We start from the raw sequence: 22,057 nt of genomic DNA on the forward strand, positions 1-22,057 counted from the left end.
TCTCGTCGAGGCGGTGGGTCAGGCGCCGAAGCGGCGCTCGCGCTCGGCGTACGCCCGGACGGCGCGCAGGAAGTCCACCCGCCGGAAGTCGGGCCAGTAGGCCTCGCAGAAGTAGAATTCGCTCTGGGCGCTCTGCCACAGCAGGAAGCCGCCGAGCCGCTGCTCGCCACTGGTGCGGATCACGAGGTCGGGGTCGGGCTGCCCCTTGGTGTAGAGGTGCTCGGCGATGTGCTCGACGTCGATCACCTCGGCGAGCTCCTCGAGCGTGGTGCCGCGGCCGGCGTGCTCCTGCAGCAGCGAGCGCACGGCGTCGGCGATCTCGCGGCGGCCGCCGTAGCCGACGGCGACGTTGACGATGAAGCCGTCGGTGTCGCGGGTCGCCTCCTCGGCGGACTTGAGGCGCTGCGCGACCGGCGCCGGCAGCAGGTCGAGAGCCCCGACGGGGTGGATCCGCCAGCGCTGCTGCGCGGCCAGGGACTCCACGACGTCGCCGATGATGCCGAGCAGGTCGTCGAGCTCCTCGGAGGGCCGGTTGAGGTTGTCGGTGGAGAGCAGCCACAGCGTGACCACCTCGACGCCGATCTCCCCGCACCACGTGAGCAGCGGCTCGATGTTGGCCGCGCCGGCGCGGTGGCCGTGGGCGGTGTCGGCCCCCACGGAGCGGGCCCAGCGACGGTTGCCGTCGAGCATCACGCCGACGTGGCGGGGCACGCGCTCGGGTGGCAGGCGGCGTGCGACGCGGGCCTCGTACGCCGGGTAGAGCACCCGCCGCAACCCGCGCTTCCAGTCCGCCACGCGAGCGACTCTACCCACGCCGCGGCCCCGTGTCGGGCTGCTCGGGCCGGCGGGCGGAGCCGGGACCGCCCTGTGAGGTCGACCTCAGCGCGCGCCCGACCCGTGTCCACCCACCGCATCCGTCCGTACCCTGGACACCATGGCCCCTGACCAGCCGCTGCCCGAGCGCTCGACCGACCGCAGCCCCGACGGCCTCGGCGAACGGGTCTCCGGGCGCGGGCACGAGGCGGCCGAGCAGGTGCGCGAGAAGGTCCGCGAGGTCAAGGCCGAGGTCAAGCCCAAGCTGCGCGGATGGCTGCACGCCGGCACCGCTCCCCTGGCGCTGGCCGCGGGCATCGTGCTGCTGGCCCTGTCGCCCACCGTGGCGACCCGCGTCGGCTCGGCGATCTTCGCCGGCACCGCGCTGCTGCTGTTCACGGTCTCCGCGATCTACCACCGCGGCACGTGGTCGCCCCGGGCGCACGCCTTCCTGCGGCGCTTCGACCACTCCAACATCTTCCTGCTGATCGCGGGCTCCTACACGCCCTTCACCCTGATCCTGCTGAAGGAGCCCGAACGCACCGCCCTGCTCGCGATCGTGTGGACCGGCGCCGTGCTGGGCGTGCTGTTCCGGATCTTCTGGAGCAACGCGCCGCGCTGGATCTACACCCCGATCTACGTCGCGCTCGGCTGGGTGGCGATCTTCTACGCCGGCGAGCTCGGCTCCGGCGGCCCGGCGGTCACCACGCTGCTCATGGTCGGCGGCGGCCTCTACACGGTCGGCGGCCTGGTCTACGGCCTGAAGAAGCCCGACCCGTTCCCGAGCTGGTTCGGCTTCCACGAGGTCTTCCACACCCTGACGATCGCGGCCTTCGTGTGCCACTACGTCGCGGCGTCGATCGCGACGTACTCCCTGCGCTAGGGCCGCCAGGACCGAGCCGCGGCGGGTCGGGGTGGACCTGCACCGGCGTGGTCGGGACGACGTCGGGGACCCGGACCGCTCGGGACCTGCGTCCGGAGCGGTCCGGGCCCGTCGTCGGGCGGTCAGGCGCTCGGCGAGGACTCCTCGGAGGGGGCCGGGCGGTCCCCGCCGGGGCCGTCGCCGTCGTGGTCGCCGCGACCGCCACCGCCGTCGAAGGACTGGGTGCCGGTCACGGTGAAGTCCCGGCCCACCTGGACGACCAGCTGCTCGCCGTCCGCGGTGGTGACGTGGGCCTCGTAGACGCCCTCGGAGTCGGTCTCGAGCCGGTCCACGGTCGCGCCGGGGTACGCCGCCAGGGCGGCGGCCTCCACCTTGTCGGCGGTCGTGCCGGTCAGCGGCGTCTCGCCCTGCCCGCCACCACCGGGACCACCGCGGTGGCCGTCGCCGTCGTGGTCGCCACGCGCGTCGCCGGGAGCGCCGTAGCCGTAGCCCGCGCCCCCGCTGGTCGCGGAGGCCGACCCGGTCGCGGCCAGGACCGCTCCCGCGCCGAACCCGGCGACGACGAGCGTGCCGCCCACCGCCAGGGCCTTGGCCTTCTTCGATGCCGTCATGTCTCTCCTCGGTTCCACCGGGCGCCACGGGTGAGGCGCCTCGGACCCCGGAGCGTGGCGCGCCCGGATGTCCGGGCTCTGTCGCGGACCTGTCAGGACGCCGTGAACGGCTCCTGCTCCGCGACCGGGCGCACGCCGGGCGGTGGCGCCGAGGTCGCGCAGTGGTGCGCCGCCGGCCGCTCGGCCCCCTTCCGCAGGGTCCCCGAGCGACCCGGTACGCCGACCGCGGCCAGCAGGGAGGCGGCCAGGAGCAGGCCCACGCACCACCAGGCGACCGCCCCGAAGCCCGCCACCACGCGCTCGGGGTCGGTCAGCGCCGTGCCGCCCAGCCCGGCCACGAGCGGCACGGCGGCCACGGCGAGCAGGCCGGACGTGCGCGCCACCGCGTTGTTGACACCGCTCGCCAGCCCCACCGCGTCGTCGGGGGCGGCCGCCAGCACCGTGGCCGTGAGCGGCGTGACGAGCAGCGTCAGTCCGGCGCCGAAGACCGTCATCGGGAGCAGCACCCCGCTCACGTAGTCGACGTCGGCGTCGAGGGTCGTCAGCAGCCCCACGCCCAGCGCGGCCAGCAGCGGTCCCAGGGCCATCGGCAGCCGGGCGCCGCGGCGCTCCATCAGCACGCCCACGCGCCCCGACAGCAGGAGCATGAGCAGCGTCACGGGCATCAGGGCCAGGCCCGCGGCGAGCGGCGAGCGCCCGGCGCCGACCTGGAGCACGAGGCCGAGGGAGAAGAACAGCGCCCCGAGGGCGGCGTACACCAGGAACGTCGCCAGGTTGGCCACCACGAAGACGCGCGACCCGAAGAGCCGCGTCGGCACCAGCGGGGAGGAGGACCGGTGCTCGACGGCGAGGAACACCGCCCCCACGACCAGGCTGGCCAGCAGCATCCCGCCGACCCGCAGGTCGAGGAACGGCGCGCCCGACCAGGCCGTGAGCGCGAAGGTGAGGGTGCCCAGGGCCACCACCAGCAGCCCGGCGCCCGGGTAGTCGAGAGGGGCGCCGTCGCCCACCGGACGGGACTCCGGCACGTGGCGACGGGTGACCACCACCACCACCGCCGCGACCGGCAGGTTGACCAGGAAGGCCCACCGCCAGTCGGCCACCTCGATGATCCAGCCGCCCAGGAACGGACCGATCGCCCCGGCCACGCCCGTCAGGCCCGACCAGGCCCCGATGGCGCGCGAGCGGTCCTCCGGGGCGAAGCCCGCCTGGAGCAGGGCGAGGCTGCCGGGGGTCAGCAGCGCGGCGGCCACGCCCTGCACCACCCGCGCCGCGACCAGCACCTCGACGCTGGGGGCCAGGCCGCACGCGAGCGACGCCGCGGCGAAGCCGACCACCCCCACGACGTAGGTCCGACGTCGGCCGAGCCGGTCGCCGAGCGCGCCCCCGAGCAGGACCAGCGAGGCCAGCGCCAGGGTGTAGCCTTTGACGACCCAGGTCAGCGACTGGGACCCGGCGCCGAGGTCCTCGGCGAGGTGCGGCAGGGCCAGGTTGACGACGGTGCCGTCGATGAAGGTGAGGGCCGCGCCGAGCACGGTCGCGCCCAGCACCCACCGGGCGCGGGCCTCGCCCCACCGCAGGGGCTCCTCGGGTCCGGTGGCAGCGGGGGCGGGGTCGGGACGGCTCACCGACCGATCATCGCCCCGCGGCGGCTCAGCTGTCGCGCTGGTAGGCGTCGGGGATGCCGTCGGCGTCGAGGTCGACCCGGTCGGCCTCCTCGATGCGGCGGTAGGCCCGGTCGCGGCTGCGCAGCAGCAGCCCGGCCAGCAGCCCGGCGACCAGGGACCCGGTCAGCACCGCGACCTTGACGTGGTCGTCGCGCGCGCTGCCCTGGCCGAAGGCCAGCTCCCCGATCAGCAGCGACACGGTGAAGCCGATGCCGGCGAGCACCGAGACGCCGAGCACGTCGAGCCACCGCAGGTCGGGGTCGAGGTCGGCACGGGTGAAGCGGGACACGGCGTACGTCGTGCCGAGGACGCCGACCGTCTTGCCGAGGACCAGGCCGGCGACGATGCCCAGGGCCACGGGGTCGGCCAGCGAGTCGCGCAGCCCGGCGGCCCCGCCGATGGTCACGCCGGAGGCGAAGAAGGCGAACACCGGCACCGCGAACCCTGCGGACAGCGGCCGCACCAGGTGCTCGAGGTGCTCGGCCAGCCCCGGCCCCGCCTCGGGTCCCCCGGCGGCCCGGCTGCGGACCACCGGCACCGTGAAGCCGAGCAGGACCCCGGCCACGGTCGCGTGCACGCCCGACTCGTGCACCAGCACCCAGGCGGCCACGGCGAGAGGGACCAGCAGCCACCAGGACCAGATCCGCCGCTGCACCAGCAGCGCGAACAGGCCGATCGGCACCAGCGCGCCCAGCAGCGGCCACCACGACAGGTCGGAGGTGTAGAAGACCGCGATCACCGTGACGGCGAGCAGGTCGTCCACCACGGCCAGGGTGAGCAGGAAGGTGCGCAGCGCCGTCGGCAGGTGGCGCCCCACCACGGCCAGCACGGCGAGCGCGAAGGCGATGTCGGTCGCGGTGGGGATGGCCCAGCCCCGCAGCGCGTCTCCCCCGGTGCCCAGGTTGACCGCCACGAACACCAGCGCCGGTGCCACCATGCCGCCGACCGCGGCCAGGATCGGCAGCGCGGCCCGACGCGGGTCGCGCAGGTCGCCCGCGACGAACTCGCGCTTGAGCTCGAGGCCGACCACGAAGAAGAAGACGGCCAGCAGGCCGTCGGCCGCCCAGGTGCCGAGGGAGAGGTCGAGGTGGAGGGCCTCGGGCCCCACGACGGTGTCGCGCAGCGCGGCGTACGACGCTCCGTCGAGGTTGGCCCACACCAGCGCGGCCACGGTGGCCACCAGCAGCAGGGCGCCGCCCACGGTCTCGCGGCGCAGCACCTCGGCGATCCGGGTGGTCTCGGACCACGAGCCCCGCGCCAGCAGCGCGCGTCGGGCGGGGGGTGTGCTCATCGGGTGCTCGCTCTCGGGGTGGGGGAAACGACCGCCGACCAGACTTCCCGGCACACCGCGTCGCACTCTACCGGCGCCGGCCCGGCCCCGGACGTGCGACAGGGGCTCCGCCGGATCGGCGGAGCCCCTGGCAGTGAGGAGAGATCAGGACTTGAAGGCGTCCTTGACGTTCTCGCCGGCCTTCTTGGTGGAGGCCTTGGTCTGGTCGGCCTTGCCCTCCGCCTTGAGCTGGTCGTCGTTCTTGACGTCGCCGACGGCCTCCTTGGCCTTGCCCTTGAGGTCCTCGGCAGCGTTCTTCGCCTTGTCAGCAAGCGACATGGTGTTTCCTCTCGTCAGGTGTAGCGGGATGGGGTTGTTACCGGGTCACGCCGCTTTCGACACTAGCGGGCACGTGCCAACGAGCGAGCGAAAGTCGCCACCCGGATCTCGACGCTGCAACGGACGTCCTCACGCTCGAGGACCTGGCGCAGCTGCGCCGAGACGATGTCGGCCTGGCGGGCCACGACCCTGAGGTCGGCCTCCGGCTCGATGACGGCGGTGAGCTTGGCCACGAGCTGGCCGCGGTCACGGACCACGGTGCCCCGGGCGCTGCGCACGCCGATGGTGTCGGCCAGCGCCGAGGCCGCGGCGCCCGCGACCTTGCTGCCGGCCACGTCCAGCCGCCCCTGCGAGCCGGAGCCCTTGAGGTGCAGCTTGGACACGGTGGGACGCCCGAGGTGGGCGGCGATCCAGCGCAGCCCCAGCAGGATCAGCACCAGGCCCACGAGGGCGGCGATCCAGCTGAACCACGCGGCGTCGACGACGTCGCGCACGGCACCGGTGTCGAGGGTGCCCGGCAGCGAGCTCCGGCCGCTCCACCAGTACGCCGCGGCGGCGCCGCCGGCGACGAGGAGCAGGGCGAGGAGCAGCGTGGCCACCCGGTCGAGGAACAGCGTGCGGCGCGAGGTCATGACACTCCTTCGTTGCGGACCGAGACGGCGAGCTTGGGACGCGACTCCAGGGCCTCCAGCGTGGGGGCCAGGCGACGGCCGATGTCGTCGACGACGGCACCGTTGCGGTCCTTCGCGGCCACGCTGGTGGCCACGACGCGGAGCTTGCGGCGGGTGGCGGTGACCTTGACGTCGGTGACGCCGTCGGCGCCCTCCACGGCGGTGCTCGCGATGCGGGCCAGGTCGCGGGTCCGCAGCCGGACACCGGTGTGGGCGGCGAGCTCGAGGGACTTGCGCGGCCGCCGCTTGAAGGCGATCGGCAGCACCAGCAGGCCCAGCACGATGGCCACGACGGCCACCACGAGCACGACGGGGGCGTCGGAGGCGGTGCCGTCGACGGCGTCGAGCGCGCTGGTGATCCAGGGAGCCTGCGCGATCGCTCCGGTGGTGCTGAGCAGCGCCTGGATCCCGACCACCCCGAGCGCGATCAGGGCCAGGGCGACCAGCTGGGCGACCAGCGGCGAGGCGCCGACGCCGACCGGCGGCTTGGCCGCCTGCATGGCGCCGTCCGCGCCGGGACGGGCCGCCGGCTCGGTACCGGACTGCCCGGGACCACCGGACTGGGTCGCGGACTGGGTCACGGACTGGGTCATGACGGTGTCCTCTCGATGAGGTGGGGCCGCGTCACTGGACGCGGCGTGCGGAGTCGGTGCTGTGGACGACGTCGGCGACGGTGACGTCGACCGCGGTGACCTCGACGCCCGCGAGGGTGTGGACGCGCTCGCCCACGTGGTCGCGGACGCGGCCGGCCAGCACGCTCAGCGGCGTCGGCCACACGGCCCCGACCTCGACGGAGATGCGCGAGGTCTTCCCGGCCACGACCGCCTCGGCGGAGGGCAGCTTGCCGCGCACGAGACGACCGAAGCCGCCGCGCGAGTCGGTGACGGCCTCGACCTCGGCCGCGGCGGCGGAGGCGATCCGCTCCACGACCCGGTCGGCGATGACCGTGCGGCCGCGCTCTTCGGGAGGCGTGGCGGGCGTCGTGGGGTCAGCCACGGTCGCCCCGCTTGCCGAAGACGGCGCTCAGGTCCACCTCGCCGTCGTAGTGACCGCCGATGACGTAGCCGGCGGTGCCGAGCACGAGGGCGATGAGGAAGCCGGCGAAGCCGCCCGCGGCCGCGGCGATGGCGAGCAGCAGGCCGGCGATGAGGCCGATGGTGGAGGTGGTCATGTCAATCACTCCTGGGAGGGGGGATGCGGATGGAACGGGTCACAGATCGGTCCAGCGGCGCGAGCCCGGCCAGCCGTGGGGCAGGCGGGCACGCAGCTCGCGGGTGCGGCGGCGTACGACGCGACGGGTGCGGGTGGCGACGCGGGCGACCGGCTGCCACCGGCCCGGGGCCCGCAGCTCCACCCGGGGGTCGAGCGTCGGAGCGGGTGCCGGGTCCTCGAGCGCGGCGAGCTCGCGGCGCAGGACCTCGGGGTCTCCCCCGACGTCGGGGTGGTGCCGGCGGATGACCGCCCGGCGAGCGGCGGCGCGGGCCGAGGCCTGCCCGGGCGACTGCCCGGGCGAGCGACCCGCACCACCGCGCTCGCTCATGCGGCGGTGACGTCCTCGACGACGACCTCGACCTCACCGGCGGTGACCGCGGCCACCGCGGCACGGACCTGGTCGGCCACGTCGAGCAGGACCGACCCCATGCGCACGGTCACGTGCACCTCGGTGACGTCGCCGCGCTCGCGGATCCCCGCGACGCTGCGTCCCACCAGGTAGGTCGCGACCTCGCCGAACGACCCGGCGTGGAGCCCGACGACGCCGGGCACCGCGAGGACGGCCTCGGCGACGCGGTCGACCCCCTCCGCCGGCGCCTGCGGAGCGGCGGCCGGAGGCGTCACCGGGTCCGCTGCGTGCGCCCCGCCGGCCGCGGAGGGGGTCTCCCCCTCCGCCGGCCCGCCGAGCTGCTCGGGGTCGCTCACTTGACCCGCGGCTCGCTCGAGGTGTCCTCGGTGTTCTCCTCGGTCTCGAGGTGCACGTCCTGGATCTCGATGTTGACCTCGGTGACCTCGAGGCCGGTCATCCGCTCGATCGAGGCGATGACGTTGCGACGGATGCCGCTGGCCAGGTCGGCCAGGCTCACGCCGTACTCCGCGACGAGCTGCACGTCCACCGCGGCCTGGCGCTCGCCGACCTCGACGGAGACGCCCTGGGAGTGGTTGGTGCTGCTGCCGGGGATGCGCTCGCGCAGCGCGCCGACGGCGCGGGCGGCACCGCCACCGAGGGCGTACACGCCGGAGACCTCACGGGCGGCGATGCCGGCGATCTTCGACACGACGGTGTCGGCGATGGTCGTGCGGCCGTCCTTGCCCACCAGCTGGTTGGAGGTGGTGGTCTTCTCTACGGACTTGTCGGTCATGGAAACCGTCCTCTCGTGGTTGCGGTGCGTTGTGGGTACGGAGGTTGGACGGGCCTCACCCCCGGATCGTCACGCGGGTGTGACCCAGTTCACACCGCGCACCCGCCCCTCGAGGGGCACTCAGGTGCAGGACGTCGCGACGCACGCCGTGCGGAGGACGTGGTCCACCGACCAGGAGGCCTACCGTGCCGGACGACGACGCCCTCGCGGCAGCGACGCAGCAGGCGCTCGCCCGCCGCGCCGGCCTGGGCGACCGCGCGGCGTACGAGGAGCTGTTCCGCCGGCTGTTCCCCTCGACGTTCCGCTTCGCCCTGCGCATGCTCGACAGCGACACCGGCCTGGCCGAGGACACCGTCCAGGAGGCGTGGGTCAAGGCCTGGCGCGGACTGCCCGACTTCCGCGGCACCTCGACCTTCTCCACGTGGCTGTTCTCGATCGTCTCCCGCGAGGCGCTCGAGGTCCGGCGCCGACGACGACCCGTCGCCCTCGACGGGGAGCTGCTCGAGCCGATCCTCGACCGGAGCACCCCCGCCTCCGCCCGCCCGCAGGACCCCGCCCAGGCCGTGCTGGCCGACGAGCTGTGGCACACGTTGACCCTCGCGCTCATGGAACTACCGTGGAGGCAACGGGCCAGCTGGTTGCTGCGCGAGCTGGAGGGCTTCTCCTACGACGACATCGCCCGGGTGCTCGACACCACCCCCACCGTGGTGCGCGGACAGCTGCACCGGGCCCGACGCACGCTCGCTATCAGGATGGAGCAGTGGCGATGACCGCCTCGTTCGACCCGGCGTCCTCCTCGGCGTCCCCGGCGGCGTCCTCCCCGGAGGAGCCCCCCACCGAGACCCTCGACCTGGCCACCCAGGCGCTCCGCGCCCGACCCCTCCCGCGCTCGGTCGAGATCGCCGACGCCGTGCTGCGGCGCTCCCTGTCCACACCGCGGCGCGCCGAGCTCGTCCGTGCCCGCGGCGACCGGTCGTGGCTGCGGGTCAGCTCGCTCGTCCTGGTCGCCCAGGTCCGGGCCCACGTCGACGAGGAGCTCGAGGGCGGGGCCGTCGGCCGGGTGCTGCTCGACGTCGACCGCGAGGGCCGGCTGCGCGCGCTCACCGTCGACCTGCTGGTGCGCTACGGCCACGACATCCTCGCGCTCGGCGACCGCACCCGACGGCTCGCCGCCGAGGCGATCGGCCTCGCGCTCGGTCCCCCGGCCTCGGGCGACGACCTGGTCACCCTCACCGTGAGCCACGTGCACGTCAGCGACGTGACGGTCGGCGACCCCCACCTGGTCGACCCGACCGACGAGGAGCCCGGGGACCAGCCCCCGACGTAGGCTCGTGGGATGGCAACCATCGAGCTGACCGCCGAGAACTTCGAGGCCCAGGTCGCCGCGCACGACATCGTGCTGGTCGACTTCTGGGCGAGCTGGTGCGGCCCCTGCCGCCAGTTCGCCCCCACCTACGAGGCCGCCTCCGAGGCTCATCCCGACCTCACCTTCGGGTCCGTCAACACCGAGGAGCAGCACCAGCTCGCCGCCGCGGCGCAGGTCAGCTCCATCCCGACGCTGATGGCGTTCCGCGAGGGCGTCCTGGTCTTCTCCCAGCCCGGCGCGCTGCCCGCCCCGGCGCTCGACCAGCTGATCGCGGCCGTGCGCGACCTCGACATGGACGACGTGCGCCGCCAGCTGGCGGCCCGGTCGGACCAGGCGGCGGACCAGGCGTCCGGCCAGTCGTCCGGCCAGTCGTCCGGCCAGGCCGGCTCGGGCGCCTGATGGACGCCGCGGCCTGGGACGAGCGGTACGCCGCGACGGCCCTGGTCTGGTCGGCGACGCCCAACCAGTTCGTCGAGCGCGACCTGGCCGGCCTGCCCCCGGGCCGGGCCCTCGACCTGGCCTGCGGCGAGGGCCGCAACGCGCGCTGGCTGGCGTCCCGCGGCTGGCGGGTCACGGCGCTCGACTTCTCCGCCGTCGCGGTCGACAAGGGCCGGGCCGCCGCCGAGGAGCAGGGCGTGGGGGTCGACTGGCGGGTCGGTGACGCCCTCACCGCTCCCCTGCCCGACGACCTCGACCTGGTCGTCGTCGCCTACCTGCACCTGCCGCCCCACCAGCGCACGACCGTGGTGCGCCGGGCCGTCGCGGCCCTGGGGGCGGGCGGCCACCTGCACCTGGTCGGCCACGACCTGAGCAACCTGACCGACGGCGTCGGCGGCCCCCAGGACGCCACGGTGCTGTGCACCGCGGCGGACGTGCTGGCCGACCTGCAGGGACCGGGCGCGGTCCCGGTCGAGGTGCTCCACGCCGACCGGGTGCCGCGCACCGTCCCCGCGGCCGACGGCCACGGGCCGGCCGGCACCGCGTGGGACGTGCTCGTCCACGTGCGCCGGACCTGACCCGCGGCCGCCCGCTCAGGTGGTCTCGAAGAACCTCCCCAGGGCCGGCACCCGACGCAGCACGAAGCGGTCGAGCAGCAGCACCAGCAGCAGGCTGACCCCGAAGACGGGCAGGAAGACCCCCAGCGCGACCAGGGCCACCGCCAACCAGGGCGTCGCCCGCACCGGGAGCCGGCCGCGCGGCGCGCCCGTGCGCCGACCCGAGGGCCGGCGCCGCCACCACATCAGCGGCCCGGTGACGCACAGCACCAGGACCGCCAGGCAGAACGCCGCGGCGGCCACGAAGCTGAGGGCCCCGAGGCTGCGGCCCTCGTGCAGCCCGATCCCCTGGGACACCACCCGGGCCAGCGCCGGGTAGTCGTCGTAGCCGTACGACGACCGCACCGTGCCGCCGTACTGGTCGACGTGGACCGTGCGCTCGTCGCTGGGCGCGTCGAAGGCGTAGCCGATCACCGAGAAGGTGCCGGACTCGTCGCCCGGCAGCGCCACCGTCATCGGACGTCGCAGCCCCTGCGCTGCGGCGACCTCGATCGCGGTGTCGACGTTGGCGACCGCGACCGACCCGTCGGCGTGGCCCGGCGACGGCGGCTCGGAGCGCGGCACCTCGCTGCGCTGCTGCGCCCACGGCACCTCGGCGTGGCTGTGCGGCAGCGACTCGTCGAGCGTGGACAGCGGCTCGGACTGCGCCCCGTGGTCGGTGCTCCACAGCGACGACCCGGTCCGCGTCGCGAGGCCCTGCACCTGCTCGCCCCACACCCCGGTCCAGGGCAGGCCGGTCACCAGCATCGCGAGCAGCCCCACCCCGGCGACGGCGCCGACCGCGCCGTGCCGCGAGCGCAGCCGTGCGCCACGACGCCCGGACGCGACCCCGCGGCGACGCGCCCGACGGCCGCGCACGAACAGGTAGTAGCCGCTCAGCGTCATCACGATCGCCCAGCAGGTGCCGAGCTCCACGAGCAGGTCGCCCGGGCGGCCGGCCATCAGGTCGGCGTGCACCCGGATGGCGGTGCCGCTCACCGTGGTGTCGGGGTCGAGGTCGCCGAGCACCTCGGCGGTCCAGGGGTCGACGAAGACCTCGCGGCCCGAGCCGTCGGCCTCGGTGACGGACACGACGGTGCTGCGGCCGGCGTCGCGCGGCTCGGCGAGGGAGACCACCGTGGCGTCGGGGTGGGCCCGCTCGACGGCCCGCAGCTGCCCGGCGTACGGCTGCACGACGTCGCGGTCGGCGGGCTGCTCGACGCGCATCAGGTCGGGGTGCAGCGCGGGCTCGAGCTGGAAGCGGAACAGGTAGACCAGCCCGGTCACGGCCAGCACGAGCAGGACCGGGAGGACGACGAAGCTGGCGTAGAAGTGCCAGCGCCACACGGCGCGGAACCAGCCGCCCCCTCCCCGCTGCGGTCGGGGTGGCCGGTCGCGGGAGGGCCCGTGGGGGCCGGGTGGGGTGGGCAGGGCGGGACGGGTCGAGACGGACATGCGGGAGCTCCTGGCTGACGGGGTCGCGCAGGCGGCACCGGCTCACGGACGTGCGGTGACGTGCGTGGACGGCGCCGGGGCGCGAGGAGAGGTGGGTCGGGTGTCAGGCCGCGAGCGGGGGGCCGCGCCGCGAGACGCAGCGTCGGTGGGTCTGCGAGCCGCGCGGTGGCGGCTCGAGGAGCAGCAGCGGCGGTCGTGGGCCGCGCGCCCGCGCGCCGTGGGAGGCGGCGCGCGCGGTGAGGGTCGCCGCCGCGACGCAGCGGGCCACGGCCCTGGTCCACGGCTGGACGGCGACCTGGTCGGCCACCTGGGCGACGAGGGTCACGAGCGCCCACAGCGCCCGCTCCCCGCGGGCGAGCCACCAGCCGCACGCCGCGGCGGCGAGCAGGTGGGCCAGCGCCATCACCGGCTGGTCGACCACGTCGGTGAGCGCGTGGAGCAGCGGGGCGGGCACGACCGGGCCGCCCGACCCGTCGCCCGCGAGGGACGCGGGGGCGGCGTCGTAGGCCACCTCGAAGTAGGAGCCGCGGGCGGCCCCGCTGCCGACGGGCACCTGGGGCACGGCCGGGGCCACGGGGGCGTGCGCGGGCCCGGCGACCGGGTCGCCCCGGTGCCCGGCCACCACGGCCAGGGCGGTGTGCACGGCCGTCTGGCCGAGGACGGTGAGCACGACCAGCCGCAGCGTGGAGGCGGGTCGCCGCAGCAGCGGCAGCGCCGCGAGGGTGCCGAGCACCGCCAGGACGGCCAGCGCCAGGGGGCCGGGCAGCAGGCCGCCGGCCTCGGCGTGCGCGGCCGAGCCCACGCTCAGCGCCACGACCGACAGCGTCAGGGCGCGCCCCCACAGCATCGGGCCCACCGCCCGGTCCGCGCTCGCCCGCGCGCTCACGGCAGGGGGACGGTCACGGTCGGCGGCGGGTGGTCGGCGCGCTCAGCGCGTGACGGGGCCGTCGGCGTCGTCGGTGGTGCGGGGCTCCTCGACGGGCCCGAAGACGCCGCGGGCGGCGTTCTCGCGGGTGCGCCGCAGCTGGCGTACCAGGCTCCAGCACAGCAGCGCCGTGGCCACGCACAGCGCCACGAAGATCCAGAACGCCAGCCAGCCCGCCTTGACGTCGTCGTCCTGCGGCACCGGGTCGAGGGCCTGCGGGAGGAGGACGAAGACGTGGCTGAGCAGGAGGTCCATGACCCCATTGTCGCAAGAACGCCAAGCAGCCGCACCAGTGGCTCGGACCCCGGCAGGGGGCGGGCCCGGCCTGGTCCCTCAGTCGAGGTCGTCGCGCCCGCGGATGCCGGCGAACAGGTCGTCCTCGGGCAGCGTGGTCTCCACGTGGGAGGTCACGAGCTCGAACTCCTCGGTGGGCCACACCCGCTGCTGGATCTCGATCGGCGCCTTGAAGAAGAAGCCGTCGGGGTCGATCTGGGTGGCGTGGGCGATCAGCGCGCGGTCGCGCACCTCGAAGTACTCCCCGCAGGGCACCCGGGTGGTGATCCGGGCGTCGTGCTCGGGGTCGACCTTCCACTCCTGCAGCCGCTCGGCGAAGGGCGACTCGAGCCCGGCGGCCTCCATGGCCTCGTGGATCGCGACGAAGCGGGGCCGGTTGAACCCGTGCTGGTAGTAGAGCTTCAGCGGCTGCCAGGGCTCGCCCGCCTCGGGGTAGCGCTCGGGGTCGCCGGCCGCCTCGAAGGCCACCATGGAGATCTTGTGGCACATGATGTGGTCCGGGTGGGGGTAGCCGCCGTTCTCGTCGTACGTCGTGACGACGTGCGGGCGCAGCTCCCGGATCAGCCGGACCAGCGGCTCGGCGGCCACCTCGGGGTCCACCAGGCCGAAGCACCCCTCGGGCAGCGGCGGCTTGGGGTCGCCCTCGGGCCACCCGGAGTCGACGTAGCCGAGCCAGTCCTGGCGCACGCCGAGGATCTCGCGGGCGGCGTCCATCTCCGCGCGCCGGATCTCGGTGATGTTCTCCAGGACGTCGGGGCGCTCCATCTTGGGGTTGAGGATCGAGCCCCGCTCCCCGCCGGTGCAGGTGACGACGTGGACGTCCACCCCCTCGCGGACGTACTTCACCGTCGAGGCAGCACCCTTGCTCGACTCGTCGTCGGGGTGGGCGTGCACGTGCATCAGGCGCAGCATGCGCCCATCCTAGGGAAACCCCCGGGTGGGAGAATGGGCAGGTGAGCCAGTCCGTCCCCCCGTCCGACCCGTCCCGCGAGCCGTCCTCCGGACCGGCGCTGCAGGACCGCTACGGCCGCCCCCGCCCGGGAGGCCGTCGCGGGGTGGTCGTCGTGTCGGGCGTGGTGGGCCTGGTCGCCCTGGCCTGGGTGGCCTGGGCCGCCTGGGCGCAGGCCACCCCGCAGGTGCAGTCGCGGATGGTGACCTACGACGTCGTCGGCGTGCACCGGGCCGACGCCCGCGTCACCGTCGAGCTCACCGACCCCTCGGTCCGCGCCTCGTGCCTGGTGCGCGCCGTCGCCGCCGACCGCAGCGTCGTGGGCGAGCAGAGCTTCCCGGTCACGGGGGTCGAGGGACGCAAGGGCTACCGGCTCCAGGTCCGCACCGAGCGCCGCGCGACGTCCGTGGAGATGGTCGGCTGCACCACCCCCGACCAATCCCGCCCCCGCTGACCCGGGGCACCCACCCGGGTGCTGACCTGCGGGCGCGCCGGACGCGTCGGTTCGAGACCGACCGGGCTCGTTGGTAGCATCGCCTACTTGCCCGATCGACCCCCACTTCCGTAGGAGCCCCGCATGAGCGAGCAGACCTCCGCCGCCGTCTGGCTGACGCAGGCCAAGTTCGACGAGCTGAAGGCCGAGCTGGAAGAGCTGCGCGGCCCGACGCGCTCGATGATCGTCAAGCGCGTCAGCGACGCCCGCGACGAGGGCGACCTGAAGGAGAACGCCGGCTACCACGCCGCCCGCGACGAGCTCGGCAAGATCGACGGCCGGATCCAGCAGCTCTCCGAGATGCTCGAGCGGGCCCAGGTCGGCGAGACCCCGGCCGACGACGGCGTCGTGGAGCCCGGCATGAAGGTCACCGTCAACCTGGTCGGCCTCGACTTCGAGGAGACCTTCCTCTTCGGCGCCCGCGAGATGGCCGGCGACGACATCAAGGTCTACTCCCCGCAGTCCCCGCTCGGCCAGGCCATCGACGGCGCCAAGCGCGGCGACACCGTCACCTACACGCTGCCCAACGGCAAGGAGCAGCAGGCCGAGATCGTCGACGCGGTCCCCTACTCCGGCTGACCCGCCCGGCGGTGGAGCCCGTCGGGACCTACTGCACGACCTCGTAGCCGTGCTCGCGCAGCCGCGCGAGCACGGCTTCGGCGTGCGGGGCCCCACGCGTCTCCAGGCTGAGCCGCACCTGCACCTCGCCGATGTGCAGCGAGACCGACGTCCGCTCGTGGACCACCTCGAGCACGTTGGCCCCGGCGTCGGCGAGGTCGCGCAGCAGCGTGGCCAGGCCGCCCGGCCGGTCGGAGATCACGCAGCCGATGCTGAGGTAGCGCCCGCCCGCGGCCATGCCGTGGCGGATCAGGTTGCCGAGCAGCAGCGGGTCGACGTTGCCGCCCGAGAGCACGGCGACCGCCGGGGTCTCGAAGGCGTGGGGCGCGTCGAGGATTGCGGCCACCGCCGCCGCCCCGGACGGCTCGACGACCATCTTGGCCCGCTCGAGCAGCAGCACCAGGGCCCGTGACATCGAGTCCTCGGAGACCGTGACGATCTCGTCGACGTGGTCGCGGACGGCGGCGAAGGTGAGGTCGCCGGGCCGGGCGACCGCGATGCCGTCGGCCATCGTCAGCATCCGCTGCAGGGCGACCGGCGCGCCCGTGCGCAGCGACTCGGGGTACGCCGCGGCACCCGCGGCCTGGACGCCGACGACGCGGACGTCGGGCCGCTTGGCCTTGATGGCCAGGGCGACGCCCGCGAGCAGGCCGCCGCCCCCGGTCGGCACCAGGACCGTGCGGGCCTGGGGGGCCTGCTCGAGGATCTCGAGGCCGCAGGTGCCCTGCCCGGACATGATGTCGGGGTGGTCGAAGGGGTGGATGAACACCGCCCCGGTGGCGTCGGCGTGCTCCTGCGCGGCGACCAGCGCCTCGGTGAGCGACTCCCCGTGGAAGCGCACGTCGGCGCCGTACCCGCGCGTGGCGTTGGCCTTGGGGATGGGCGCACCCTCGGGCATGAAGACGGTGGCGGTGATGCCGAGCAGCTGCGCGGCCAGCGCGACGCCCTGCGCGTGGTTGCCGGCCGAGGCCGCGACCACGCCGCGGGCGCGCTCGTCGGCGGAGAGCCGCGACAGCCGCACGTAGGCGCCGCGGATCTTGAACGACCCGGTGCGCTGCAGGTTCTCGCACTTGAGGAGCACCTGGCCGCCCACGATGTTCTGCAGCCACCGCGACTCCTCCATCGCGGTGCGCAGTGCCACGGCGTCGACGACCTCGCGGCACTGCTCGATGTCGGCCAGCGTCACGCTCATGCGGGGCTCCCCTCGGGGGCCGGCTCCGGCCCGTCGGCGTCGGGTGCGGGCGTGCCCGCGACGGGGATGGGGTCGTCGTCGGTCGCCTCGTCGGCGTCCTGTCCCACGTCGGTGTGACGGGCGAGGTGCTGGACCACGGCGTTGAGGGAGGCGGCGAGCGGCACCGCGATGAGCGCGCCCGCGATGCCGGCCACCAGGACGCCCATCGCGATCGCGACGATGACGCCGAGCGGGTGCACGGAGACGAAGCGGCCCATGAGGAACGGCTGCAGCACGTGGGCCTCGACCTGCTGCACGGCCACCACCACGCCGAGCATGATGAGCGCCGTCACCGGGCCCTGCGCCACGAGCGCGACCAGCACGGCCACGGTGCCGCTGATGGCCGCCCCGATCATGGGGACGAAGGAGCCGAGGAACACCAGCACGCCGATGGCCCCGACGAAGGGGACGCCCAGGACGGCGGCGCCCACCGCGATCCCGATGGCGTCGACGGCGGCGACCAGCACGGTGGCCCGGACGAACTGGGTCAGCGAGGCCCAGGCGACGCGACCCGAGGAGTCGGCCTGCAGCCGACCGGCCCGCGGGAACAGCCGCACCAGCCAGGCCCAGATCAGGCCACCGTCGGCGAGGAAGAAGTACGTCGCGAACAGCACGATGAAGATGCCGGCCACGACGTGCCCGAGCGTGGTGCCGAGCTCGCTCAGCGTCTCCACGGCGTTGTCGCCGAGCGAGGTGAGCTGGGCCTGCGCCTCGCCCAGGGCCGTGCTGATCTGGGAGTCGGTGACCTGGAGCGGTCCGTCGCGCAGCCAGGCGCGGATCTGGCCCACGCCGCTGCCGACCTGCGTGGAGAGGTCGCTGACCCCCTGCGCCACCTGGTTGCCGACGAAGGTCGCGGACAGCGCCACGATCCCGACCAGCAGCAGCACCACGAGCAGCGCGCCCAGCTTGCGCGGCACCCCGAGGCGTCCGAGGCGGTGGACCACCGGGGAGAACAGGGCGGCCAGCAGCAGGGCGATGACCAGCGGCAGCACCATCACCATGAAGAACTGCAGCAGGTAGAGGATGATCGCGCCGGCCGCGCAGATCACCAGGAAGCGCCACCCCCAGGCCGCGGCCAGGTCCACGCCGTAGGGCACCTTGGCGCGGCTGAAGTTGCTGACCCCGCCGGTGATCCTCGGCTCGGCGTCCATGCTGCGCCGGGTCGCGCGGACCTCGGCCCACTGCTGGGCGATCCGCTCGCGCAGCTCGACGGTCTCCAGCTCGCGGCGTGCCTGCTCCTCCACCGCCCGGACCCGATGGCCGGTGCGGGAGGGGATGCGCAGGCGGGTCCTCAGACCCCGGTCGAGTGCCACCGGGCCAGGCTACGCGCGAGCGCGGCGGCAGCCGCGCGGCGGTCGTCGTGGCTCGTCGCGAGCAGCCCGACGGCCGCCAGGACGTAGTCGCGGTCGACCACCACGCGCGGGTGGTCGGGCAGCTGCCAGCCCTCCGGCGAGGGGCCCACCAGGCCGTCCAGCAGGGCGGCCGCGCGCGCGGGGTCGGCGTGGCGCAGCACCCCGCCGGACCCCACGAGCAGGCCCACCTCGCGCAGGTCGGTGCCCGAGCGCTCCACCCGGCGCCCGTCGGGTCCCACGACGACCCGCGAGCGACCGACGTGGCGGCGCACCGCGAGCGTCGCCGCCACCCGCGCCAGGGCCAGGTCCTCCTCGACCTCGGCGGGCGTGGCGGGCAGCAGGTCCGGGTCCTCGGTCCGGCGCAGGGCGGCGGACTGCGGCAGGGCGGGCTCCAGGCCGGCCCCGGTCGCGGCCTCCCACGTCGAGGCGGCGCTCCAGCGCATCCCGAGGTCGCCCTCCACGGTGCGGGTGACCGGGCTGGGTGCGACCACCTCGCGCGCCAGGCCGGCCTCCTCCGGGTCGAGCCGGACCACGGAGTGGACGTCGGTGGTGGCACCGCCGACGTCGACCACGACCACGTCGTCGCCGGTCTCGGCCGCCAGCACCTCGACGCCGGTCAGCACCAGGTCGGGCGTGGGGCCCGAGACCACCTCGGCCAGGTCGACGCGCGTCGAGAGGCCCTTGCCGCCGATGACGTGGCGCAGGAACGCCTCGCGGATCGCAAGCCGGGCGGGCCCGGGCTCGAGCACCCCGATGCGCGGCACCACGTTGTCCGCCACCTGCACCGGCCACCCGGCCAGCACCTCCCGCAGCTGCGGCACCGCGTCGGGGTTGGCCGCGACCACGACCGGGCCGCGCCAGCCCGAGGCGACCAGCGCCCGCGCGCCGGCGAGCGCGCCGTCGACGTCGCCGCCGTCGGTGCCCCCGGTCAGCAGCACCACGTCGGGCCGGGTCTGCTCGGCGAGGGCGCGGTAGTCCGCCTGCCCCGAGGCCCGGCCCAGGACCGCCACCACCTTGCCGCCGCTGGACAGCGCCACCCGGCGTCCGGCCTCGGCCGTCACCAGCTCCTCGTTGCCGACGACCGCGATCCGGAGGCCACCCCCGGCCGAGGAGCAGGCCAGCAGCGGCGCGTCGAGGGCCTCGGGGCGCTGCTCGGCCAGGGCGGCCCGGCAGGCGTCGACGCCGTCCATGACGTCGGTGGCGACCGTCGTCGGGTGGCTGGTGGTGGCGAGCAGCTCGCCGGTGTCGCCGTCGACCAGGGCGGCCTTGGTGAAGGTCGACCCGAGGTCGACGCACAGCAGCGGGGTCACCGGGGGCCTCAGACCCGCGCCAGCAGGACGTACGCCGTGCCGACCAGCAGCGTGACCATCACGGCGACGCTCAGCAGGTGGGCCGCCGGGCCGGCCCCGATCGGGCGCCCCTCCCGGATCGCGCGGTCGACGCCGCGGAAGCGCAGGTAGCCGCCGACCGCGGCCACGGCCGAGGTCGCCACGAAGCTCAGGCCCAGCACCACCACGAGGGGGTCGTCGTCGAGGAAGTGCACGATCGCCACCGCGGCGGCGAGCAGCCCCACCGACGTGCGCTGGTAGGCCAGCAGCGTCCGCTCGTTGGCGAGCGAGAAGCGGACGTCGGGCTCGGGCCGGGGCGCCGGTGACGCCGCCGGACCGGCCGCGGGGACCTCAGCCAAGGGCCCGGTCGAGGTCGGCGAGCAGGTCCTCGACCGTCTCGATGCCGACGCTGAGCCGGATCAGGTCCGAGGGGACCTCCAGGGCGGTGCCCGCGACGCTGGCGTGGGTCATCCGGCCGGGGTGCTCGATGAGCGACTCGATGCCGCCGAGCGACTCCGCCAGGGTGAACACCTCGGCGCGGGCGCACGCGTCGAGGGCGGCCTGCTCCCCGGCCGCGACCCGGAAGGACACGATGCCGCCGAAGCGCTTCATCTGGCGGGCGGCGACGGCGTGGCCCGGGTGCTGCTCGAGGCCGGGGTAGATCACCTCGGCCACCTTCGGGTGGGCGGAGAGGAACTCCACGACCCGCTCGGCGTTGTCGCAGTGGCGGTCCATGCGCACGGCCAGGGTCTTGAGCCCGCGCAGCACCAGCCAGGAGTCGAACGGGCCGGCCACCGCACCGATGGCGTTCTGGTGGAACCCGACCTGCTCGGCCAGCTCGAGGTCGCGGACCACGAGCGCGCCGCCGACCACGTCGGAGTGGCCGCCGGCGTACTTGGTCGTCGAGTGCACGACGACGTCGGCGCCCAGCGTCAGCGGCTGCTGGAGGTAGGAGGAGGCGAAGGTGTTGTCCACGACGAGCAGCGCACCCGCGTCGTGGGCCACGGCCGCCAGCGCCTCGACGTCACCGATGTTGAGCAGCGGGTTGGTGGGCGTCTCCACCCAGACCAGCTTCGTCTGCCCGGGACGGATCGCGGCACGGACGGCGTCGACGTCGCTGACCGGCGCGGCGTCGTACGTCAGGCCCCAGCGGGTGGCGACCTTGTCCACGAGCCGGAAGGTGCCGCCGTAGGCGTCGTCGGGGATGACCACGTGGTCGCCGGGACCGCACACCGAGTGCAGCAGGGTGTCCTCGGCGGCCAGGCCGGAGGCGAACGCGAAGGCCCGCTCCCCCTCCTCGAGCGCCGCGAGGTTGCCCTCGAGCGCGCTGCGCGTCGGGTTGCCGGAGCGGCTGTACTCGTAGCCGCCGCGCAGGCCACCGACGCCGTCCTGCTTGTACGTCGAGGTGGCGTAGATGGGCGGGATCACCGCCCCCGTCGCGGCGTCTGGCTCGTAGCCGGCGTGGATGGCACGGGTCTCGAACCCGGACTTCGATCGGTGCTGGTCGTGCTGCTCCTGGGTCACCGGCGCCACGCTACTCGCCGGGGAACATGCACCCGCCGCCTACTGTTGGGACCAGTGGAATCCGAGGAAGGGACACCATGTTCTTCAGCCGCACCAAGACCACCCTGCCCACCGCCGACGAGGCCCTGCCGGGCCGCACCGAGCAGTGGTTCCCGCTGAGCGAGAAGCACCGCGCGCTCGACGCGCCGCTCGTGACCGACGAGGTGCCCGAGGGCCACCAGGTCGCCCTGTTCGGGCTCGGCTGCTTCTGGGGCGCCGAGGAGATCTTCTGGCAGGTCCCCGGCGTCTGGTCGACGTCCGTCGGGTACGCCGGCGGCCAGACCCCCCACCCGTCGTACGAGGAGGTCTGCAGCGGTCGCACCGGCCACACCGAGGCCGTCCGCGTCGTCTACGACCCGTCGCAGGTGTCCTACGCCGACCTGGTCGCGACCTTCTACGAGGTGCACGACCCGACCCAGGGCATGCGCCAGGGCAACGACACCGGCACGCAGTACCGCTCGGCGATCTACTACGAGACCCCCGAGCAGGAGAGGGTCGCCCACGAGGTCACCGAGCGCTACCAGCCCGAGCTGGCCAAGCGCGGCTACGGCCCCATCACCACCGAGATCCGGCCCGCGGCCGAGACGCCGTACTACTACGCCGAGGACCACCACCAGCAGTACCTGCTGAAGAACCCCTTCGGCTACCGCTGCCACAGCGCGACGGGCATCTCGGTCCCCCGCGACTGAGCACCCGCGACCCGCACGCACCCGGGCCGGAGCGACCACGTGTCGCTCCGGCCCGTGGTGCGTCCGGGACCGGCCGCGACGCGTGGTGATGCCCACACGTCACGCTGCGTTCCACCAGCATTGACGTGAAGGCAACGTTAGGGTGGGGTCCG

The 22,057-nt window shown here is 74.8% G+C and carries 29 protein-coding genes; 8 read left to right on the forward strand and 21 right to left on the reverse strand.

The features are described 5' to 3' along the window. Positions 1-18: 18 nt before the first annotated feature. Complete coding sequence (locus BLU55_RS10000) at positions 19-795, reverse strand: isoprenyl transferase (RefSeq protein WP_091729097.1); 777 nt, start codon at positions 793-795, stop codon at positions 19-21. Between the two features lie 139 nt (positions 796-934). On the opposite strand from BLU55_RS10000, the gene trhA reads away from it, so the two are divergent. Continuing rightward, complete coding sequence (gene trhA, locus BLU55_RS10005; RefSeq protein ID WP_091729099.1) at positions 935-1,696, forward strand: PAQR family membrane homeostasis protein TrhA; 762 nt, start codon at positions 935-937, stop codon at positions 1,694-1,696. 122 nt (positions 1,697-1,818) lie between these two features. Here trhA and BLU55_RS10010 read toward each other — a convergent pair whose 3' ends face one another. The 11 genes from BLU55_RS10010 to BLU55_RS10060 form a co-directional block, all read right to left on the reverse strand. After that, entirely contained in the window at positions 1,819-2,307 is a 489-nt protein-coding gene (locus BLU55_RS10010) for a hypothetical protein (protein ID WP_091729102.1), read from the reverse strand. A gap of 92 nt (positions 2,308-2,399) precedes the next feature. Next, complete coding sequence (locus BLU55_RS10015) at positions 2,400-3,935, reverse strand: MFS transporter (RefSeq protein ID WP_091729104.1); 1,536 nt, start codon at positions 3,933-3,935, stop codon at positions 2,400-2,402. Between the two features lie 25 nt (positions 3,936-3,960). Continuing rightward, positions 3,961-5,265, reverse strand: a complete 1,305-nt coding sequence (gene nhaA, locus BLU55_RS10020; RefSeq protein WP_091729107.1) for a Na+/H+ antiporter NhaA — start codon at positions 5,263-5,265, stop codon at positions 3,961-3,963. Positions 5,266-5,409: 144 nt separating this feature from the next. Next, positions 5,410-5,583: a CsbD family protein gene (locus BLU55_RS10025; protein ID WP_091729108.1), complete on the reverse strand. Its 174-nt coding sequence runs from the start codon at positions 5,581-5,583 to the stop codon at positions 5,410-5,412. 62 nt (positions 5,584-5,645) lie between these two features. Then, a complete protein-coding gene (locus tag BLU55_RS10030; RefSeq protein WP_091729110.1) occupies positions 5,646-6,215 on the reverse strand; it encodes a hypothetical protein in 570 nt (189 codons plus the stop codon). Beyond that, positions 6,212-6,847 (reverse strand): DUF6286 domain-containing protein, encoded by a 636-nt coding sequence (locus BLU55_RS10035; protein WP_091729112.1) that lies wholly within the window; start codon positions 6,845-6,847, stop codon positions 6,212-6,214. The genes BLU55_RS10030 and BLU55_RS10035 overlap by 4 nt, the downstream gene beginning before the upstream one ends. 31 nt (positions 6,848-6,878) lie before the next feature. Further along, positions 6,879-7,250, reverse strand: a complete 372-nt coding sequence (locus tag BLU55_RS10040; RefSeq protein WP_091729113.1) for an Asp23/Gls24 family envelope stress response protein — start codon at positions 7,248-7,250, stop codon at positions 6,879-6,881. Beyond that, complete coding sequence (locus tag BLU55_RS10045) at positions 7,243-7,425, reverse strand: hypothetical protein (RefSeq protein WP_091729115.1); 183 nt, start codon at positions 7,423-7,425, stop codon at positions 7,243-7,245. The genes BLU55_RS10040 and BLU55_RS10045 overlap by 8 nt, the downstream gene beginning before the upstream one ends. Positions 7,426-7,464: 39 nt before the next feature. Beyond that, complete coding sequence (locus tag BLU55_RS10050; RefSeq protein WP_091729116.1) at positions 7,465-7,794, reverse strand: hypothetical protein; 330 nt, start codon at positions 7,792-7,794, stop codon at positions 7,465-7,467. Beyond that, positions 7,791-8,171 carry a hypothetical protein gene (locus BLU55_RS10055; protein ID WP_231916816.1) on the reverse strand — a complete coding sequence of 127 codons (381 nt, stop codon included), beginning with the start codon at positions 8,169-8,171 and terminating at the stop codon, positions 7,791-7,793. Before BLU55_RS10055 ends, BLU55_RS10050 begins: the two co-directional genes overlap by 4 nt. Further along, complete coding sequence (locus BLU55_RS10060) at positions 8,168-8,608, reverse strand: Asp23/Gls24 family envelope stress response protein (protein ID WP_091729118.1); 441 nt, start codon at positions 8,606-8,608, stop codon at positions 8,168-8,170. The genes BLU55_RS10055 and BLU55_RS10060 overlap by 4 nt, the downstream gene beginning before the upstream one ends. A gap of 185 nt (positions 8,609-8,793) precedes the next feature. Here BLU55_RS10060 and BLU55_RS10065 point away from each other — a divergent pair, with 185 nt between their 5' ends. From BLU55_RS10065 to BLU55_RS10080, 4 genes are read left to right on the forward strand one after another with little or no spacing between them, the layout of a single operon-like run. Next, complete coding sequence (locus tag BLU55_RS10065; RefSeq protein ID WP_091729119.1) at positions 8,794-9,378, forward strand: RNA polymerase sigma factor; 585 nt, start codon at positions 8,794-8,796, stop codon at positions 9,376-9,378. Further along, positions 9,375-9,935 (forward strand): hypothetical protein, encoded by a 561-nt coding sequence (locus BLU55_RS10070; protein WP_157682817.1) that lies wholly within the window; start codon positions 9,375-9,377, stop codon positions 9,933-9,935. Before BLU55_RS10065 ends, BLU55_RS10070 begins: the two co-directional genes overlap by 4 nt. A gap of 9 nt (positions 9,936-9,944) precedes the next feature. Further along, a complete protein-coding gene (locus BLU55_RS10075; protein ID WP_091729123.1) occupies positions 9,945-10,373 on the forward strand; it encodes a thioredoxin family protein in 429 nt (142 codons plus the stop codon). Then, a complete protein-coding gene (locus BLU55_RS10080; protein WP_091729125.1) occupies positions 10,373-10,990 on the forward strand; it encodes a class I SAM-dependent methyltransferase in 618 nt (205 codons plus the stop codon). Before BLU55_RS10075 ends, BLU55_RS10080 begins: the two co-directional genes overlap by 1 nt. A gap of 15 nt (positions 10,991-11,005) precedes the next feature. Here the strand turns inward: BLU55_RS10080 and BLU55_RS10085 are convergent, their stop codons facing one another. The 4 genes from BLU55_RS10085 to mca form a co-directional block, all read right to left on the reverse strand. Then, positions 11,006-12,463 carry a PepSY-associated TM helix domain-containing protein gene (locus BLU55_RS10085; protein WP_091729128.1) on the reverse strand — a complete coding sequence of 486 codons (1,458 nt, stop codon included), beginning with the start codon at positions 12,461-12,463 and terminating at the stop codon, positions 11,006-11,008. Between the two features lie 103 nt (positions 12,464-12,566). After that, positions 12,567-13,349: a hypothetical protein gene (locus BLU55_RS10090; protein WP_157682818.1), complete on the reverse strand. Its 783-nt coding sequence runs from the start codon at positions 13,347-13,349 to the stop codon at positions 12,567-12,569. A 42-nt stretch (positions 13,350-13,391) separates the two neighbouring features. Beyond that, entirely contained in the window at positions 13,392-13,643 is a 252-nt protein-coding gene (locus BLU55_RS10095; protein ID WP_091729134.1) for a hypothetical protein, read from the reverse strand. Positions 13,644-13,721: 78 nt separating this feature from the next. Then, positions 13,722-14,594 (reverse strand): mycothiol conjugate amidase Mca, encoded by an 873-nt coding sequence (gene mca / locus BLU55_RS10100; protein ID WP_091729137.1) that lies wholly within the window; start codon positions 14,592-14,594, stop codon positions 13,722-13,724. Positions 14,595-14,635: 41 nt separating this feature from the next. Here mca and BLU55_RS10105 point away from each other — a divergent pair, with 41 nt between their 5' ends. Both BLU55_RS10105 and greA read left to right on the forward strand, forming a co-directional pair. Next, positions 14,636-15,085 (forward strand): DUF4307 domain-containing protein, encoded by a 450-nt coding sequence (locus BLU55_RS10105; RefSeq protein ID WP_091729139.1) that lies wholly within the window; start codon positions 14,636-14,638, stop codon positions 15,083-15,085. A 123-nt stretch (positions 15,086-15,208) separates the two neighbouring features. Then, a complete protein-coding gene (greA, locus tag BLU55_RS10110; RefSeq protein WP_091729142.1) occupies positions 15,209-15,703 on the forward strand; it encodes a transcription elongation factor GreA in 495 nt (164 codons plus the stop codon). A 28-nt stretch (positions 15,704-15,731) separates the two neighbouring features. Here the strand turns inward: greA and ilvA are convergent, their stop codons facing one another. The 5 genes from ilvA to BLU55_RS10135 are packed head-to-tail and all read right to left on the reverse strand — an operon-like array spanning position 15,732 to position 21,177. Beyond that, entirely contained in the window at positions 15,732-16,934 is a 1,203-nt protein-coding gene (ilvA, locus tag BLU55_RS10115; protein ID WP_091729145.1) for a threonine ammonia-lyase, read from the reverse strand. After that, positions 16,931-18,286: an AI-2E family transporter gene (locus tag BLU55_RS10120; RefSeq protein ID WP_231916817.1), complete on the reverse strand. Its 1,356-nt coding sequence runs from the start codon at positions 18,284-18,286 to the stop codon at positions 16,931-16,933. The genes ilvA and BLU55_RS10120 overlap by 4 nt, the downstream gene beginning before the upstream one ends. Next, entirely contained in the window at positions 18,265-19,635 is a 1,371-nt protein-coding gene (locus tag BLU55_RS10125; protein ID WP_091729148.1) for a glutamate mutase L, read from the reverse strand. Before BLU55_RS10125 ends, BLU55_RS10120 begins: the two co-directional genes overlap by 22 nt. 8 nt (positions 19,636-19,643) lie before the next feature. Beyond that, positions 19,644-20,012 carry a YidH family protein gene (locus BLU55_RS10130; RefSeq protein ID WP_091729150.1) on the reverse strand — a complete coding sequence of 123 codons (369 nt, stop codon included), beginning with the start codon at positions 20,010-20,012 and terminating at the stop codon, positions 19,644-19,646. Beyond that, positions 20,005-21,177 (reverse strand): cystathionine gamma-synthase, encoded by a 1,173-nt coding sequence (locus BLU55_RS10135; protein WP_091729153.1) that lies wholly within the window; start codon positions 21,175-21,177, stop codon positions 20,005-20,007. Before BLU55_RS10135 ends, BLU55_RS10130 begins: the two co-directional genes overlap by 8 nt. Before the next feature lie 77 nt (positions 21,178-21,254). Between BLU55_RS10135 and msrA the strand changes: the two genes are divergently transcribed. Continuing rightward, a complete protein-coding gene (gene msrA / locus BLU55_RS10140; protein WP_091729156.1) occupies positions 21,255-21,905 on the forward strand; it encodes a peptide-methionine (S)-S-oxide reductase MsrA in 651 nt (216 codons plus the stop codon). The last annotated feature ends 152 nt before the right edge of the window (positions 21,906-22,057 follow it).

It is taken from the genome of Nocardioides scoriae (genome assembly GCF_900104965.1).
Taxonomy (GTDB): Bacteria; Actinomycetota; Actinomycetes; order Propionibacteriales; family Nocardioidaceae; genus Marmoricola; species Marmoricola scoriae.